Below are 3693 nucleotides of genomic sequence, written 5' to 3' on the forward strand. Positions count from 1 at the left end.
TGTTAATTAAACACCGCCGGGGTGAAAAAGAGCACACCCGCCATAACGCCGCCAACCTGCGTCGTCGTGAAGTCGCGCGCGGCGGTGGCATACCACTCGGTCTCGTGCCATCCGGGCTCCGCTGGAAAATACTGTTTTCGGTGTACTGCTCGGATCTGGCCATCCTCGATCACCACCGCCTCATTCGCAAGACGGTCTCCTTCCCAAATCGGGCGCGAGGTCAGTACCGTCGGCACCTCCAAAGCAGACAGCGCCGCTAAACCCTGATCGTGGAGCGCAATGCTAGCCGTCGCGATGCTCGCATTGAAACGGCTGCTTGAGGCAATCCAATTTCCAAATGGCAATTCGTTCGTGATGAGCAAGTCGGGCCGCTCGCTACGAACGCGTCTTGAGATATCGGTCCAAAGCGAACCGCGAGGTTGCAGGCCGTCTGGCCATTCGACAAAGCCGATACGCATTTACCCTCCGCCACAGCTTTCTCATCGTGGATCTTATGCGACGCCGACGACGGGAAATGAATGCAATCTCTCTCGCCTCGGGAGGCTTTTGACAGCACGTGATGGTCCATTCTAGCTGGCCAGCCAGCCGTTCGGATTGTGCTCATGTCTAGTCGAAAAAACCAATGGTACGATTCTCGCTCTGCCGTTTCCTGACTAGCCTCCAACCGTGAACTTAACCCTTGGAGGCGACGGACATGGACGTACAAGCACTTACTCCGGCATTCAGATTCAATCGCCGCGAGATGGTGGCCGGTATGGCGACCCTTGCGGCCACGCCACTGCTTCCCGTTCCAGCGTCCGCGCAGGACGCCAACCCTCTTTCTAAAGGAGAGCATCTAATGAGCAGCGGATACATCACGACAAGGGACGGCACGGAGATCTTCTACAAGGACTGGGGCCCCAAAAGTGCCCAACCTATCCATTTCCACCACGGCTGGCCGCTGTCTGCCGACGACTGGGACAACCAGATGCTATTCTTTCTGGCGAACGGATATCGAGTCGTCGCCCACGACCGCCGCGGCCATGGCCGTTCGACTCAGGTAGCCACCGGCAACGATATGGACCATTACGCCGCCGACGCCGCCGCCGTGGTCGAGCATCTTGACCTCCGGGATGTCATCCATATCGGCCACTCGACGGGTGGCGGCGAGGTTGCCCGCTATGTAGCCAGATATGGCGAGCCGCAGCGCCGCGTCGCCAAGGCCGTTTTGATCAGCTCGGTTCCGCCCCTGATGCTGAAGACCCCCTCCAATCCTGGGGGTACGCCGATCGAGGTGTTCGATGGCTTTCGCAAGGCGCTAGCGGCCAGCCGGTCGCAGTTCTATCTCGACGTCGCCTCCGGCCCGTTCTACGGCTACAATCGGCCTGGCGCCAAGGTCTCGCAGGGTGTAATCGAGAATTGGTGGCGCCAGGGTATGATGGGTGGCGCAATTGCACAGTACGAAGGCATTAAGGCCTTTTCCGAGACTGACCAAACGGACGACCTGAAGGCGATCACCGTGCCGACCCTGATCATGCAGGGAGAGGACGACCAAGTGGTTCCCTACAAGGATGCTTCGGTGCTCCAGCACGAGCTGATCAAAAACAGCACGCTGAAGCTTTACCCTGGCTATCCCCACGGCGCCTTTACCATCCATGCAGACGTGTTCAATCCGGAAATCCTGTCCTTTCTGAAAGGTTAGTAGTCGAGCACCCAATCTGGAGAAGACGTTCCGTACGCCTTCTCCAGGCCGCTGTCTTTGCCCATGCAGGCATTGGGGAACGCTCACACTTCTGGACAGGCCAAGACTGCCGGACGTGCGCCGACCAGCGCGACATGCTCAAAACATCGGCCGGGCCGGGCTTTTCGCGACCAACTGTTGAACCCTACGTCACTCGCCTGGCCCGGCCGGTAGAGCTTTTTTGGAGATCGTTATGTCCCACCATCTTGATTCCCCGATCGCACGCCAAGACATCCGCCTCGACATCACTGACCTCTATGTCTTTCGTGGGACGACAGGCACGGTATTCGCGATTAATGTCTGCCACTCGATTTTTGGCAAACTTCCGGTGCCTGGGTACCATCCGGAGGGAATGTACGAGTTCAAGATTGATCTCGACGGCGATGCGATCGAGGACATCACCTTTCGCGTAACATTCGATGCTGCGGACGCGGATGGCAATCAACGCTTTATGTTGCGTCGGATCGATGGGACGGATGCTAGCGATCCGAACTCGCCCGGGGTGGCGATCATCGATGGGTTCACCAACCGAGGCGCGACAACGGCCGATGGGCTTCGCTTCTGGGCGGGAAAGGCCGCCGACCCGTTTTGGATAGATCCTGACGTCCTTCACGCGGTAGGCCACGCATTCCAGGACGGCACAGTGATCAACCTTGTCGGATGGGATCCGGCAAAGGCCCGAAATCTCTTTGCCGGGCACACGGTATACTCGATCGTGCTCGAGGTTCCCGACGACGAACTGCTGATCGGGGCCATTAGCAAGCGCCTCGGCGTGTGGGCTGTTGCGACGTTAGCCACCGACGCGGGCGGTTGGCGCCCGATCAATCGCATCGGACTGCCGATGATCCACCCGCTGTTCACGCAATTCGACGAGGATCTGGGCAACAGGCTGAACGCCGGCCGGCCGGCCGACGATTTTGCAACTTACGGTCTCCGGACTGCCAACGCCATCGCGGCGGTCGTCGCCGCCAACGGTACCTCGGAGGACCCTGCAGGCTACGGTTCGACGGTCGCCCATCGTTTCTTCCCGAACATCTTACCCTACGAGGTGGGCACGCAGGCGACATTCGGATTTGGACAGTGGAACGGCCGTTCGCTGACGGACAATGCCGCCGACGTCATGTGCAGCATCGCGGCCAACGCGCCGATCCGCCTCGGCATCGGCAAGGAGTCTGTGACGTCGAAACCGTCAACGATCTTTCCTTATATGCCGCCGGTCGTTGCTTAAGGCTCCCAAACGAGAGTCAAGCATTGAGCTCCGATTCTTACATAGAATTTCAGACTGAGAGCCGAGAAAGGAATTCGACATGTTGAAACAACTGTTTGTCATAACCGTAACCTTGATGTTCAACGTCATGCCGGCGTTCGCACATCTTAACCCGGAGGAGCATGGCTCGCTTCTCGCAGGCTTCTCTCATCCTTTGTTTGGGCTCGACCACATTCTGGCGATGATCGCTGTGGGCTTGTGGGCTGCTCTGCTCGGTGGGCGGTCCACATGGCTCATCCCCTCAGCGTTTGTCGGAACCATGGTCGTCGGCTTCGTTGTGTCCATGCTCGGTGGTGACCTCCCATTCGCAGAGCCCGTCGTTGCAGCGTCAGTTCTCATTCTCGGTCTGCTGGCTTTCGCAGCACTTCAAGTTCCAACATCGGTGGGAATGGTATTGGTCGGCTTCTTCGCATTTTTCCATGGGTACGCACATGGCGGTGAACTTGGTGAAGCGGGAGCGTTTCCGTTCCTGGTAGGGTTTGTCATCGCGACTACTCTGCTTCATGCCCTCGGCGTGAGGATAGGTCTTGGGCTATCGCGGCCTGCGATTGGCGGAGTGCAACGTTGGGTCGCCCAAATGGCTGGCGGCCTCACGGCGCTCGCCGGTTTATGGATAGTCGCCGGCGGTTAGTAGGCTCGTGTTCTTCTAATGATCATAGGTGCGCTCGTAGCTTCGGCCGCAGGCTCCCCGCCACCCCCTTTGAGG

Annotated in this window: 4 protein-coding genes; 3 read left to right on the top strand and 1 reads right to left on the bottom strand. The window is 58.7% G+C overall.

The window, feature by feature from the left end; genetic code table 11:
• Positions 1-2: 2 nt before the first annotated feature.
• Positions 3-458, bottom strand: coding sequence for a hypothetical protein (locus EN906_RS26485; protein ID WP_127375487.1), 456 nt, complete (start codon positions 456-458; stop codon positions 3-5).
• A 380-nt stretch (positions 459-838) separates the two neighbouring features.
• Between EN906_RS26485 and EN906_RS26490 the strand changes: the two genes are divergently transcribed.
• The 3 genes from EN906_RS26490 (at position 839) to EN906_RS26500 (ending at position 3618) form a co-directional block, all read left to right on the top strand.
• Entirely contained in the window at positions 839-1681 is an 843-nt protein-coding gene (locus EN906_RS26490; RefSeq protein WP_127270695.1) for an alpha/beta hydrolase, read from the top strand.
• Between the two features lie 232 nt (positions 1682-1913).
• A complete protein-coding gene (locus tag EN906_RS26495) occupies positions 1914-2948 on the top strand; it encodes a DUF4331 family protein (protein WP_127270681.1) in 1035 nt (344 codons plus the stop codon).
• A gap of 79 nt (positions 2949-3027) precedes the next feature.
• On the top strand, positions 3028-3618 hold the full coding sequence (locus EN906_RS26500) for a HupE/UreJ family protein (RefSeq protein ID WP_127270684.1): 591 nt from the start codon (positions 3028-3030) through the stop codon (positions 3616-3618).
• Positions 3619-3693: the final 75 nt, after the last annotated feature.

Source organism: Mesorhizobium sp. M7A.F.Ca.CA.004.06.1.1, from assembly GCF_003999135.1.
In the GTDB taxonomy this organism is placed as follows: Bacteria; Pseudomonadota; Alphaproteobacteria; order Rhizobiales; family Rhizobiaceae; genus Mesorhizobium.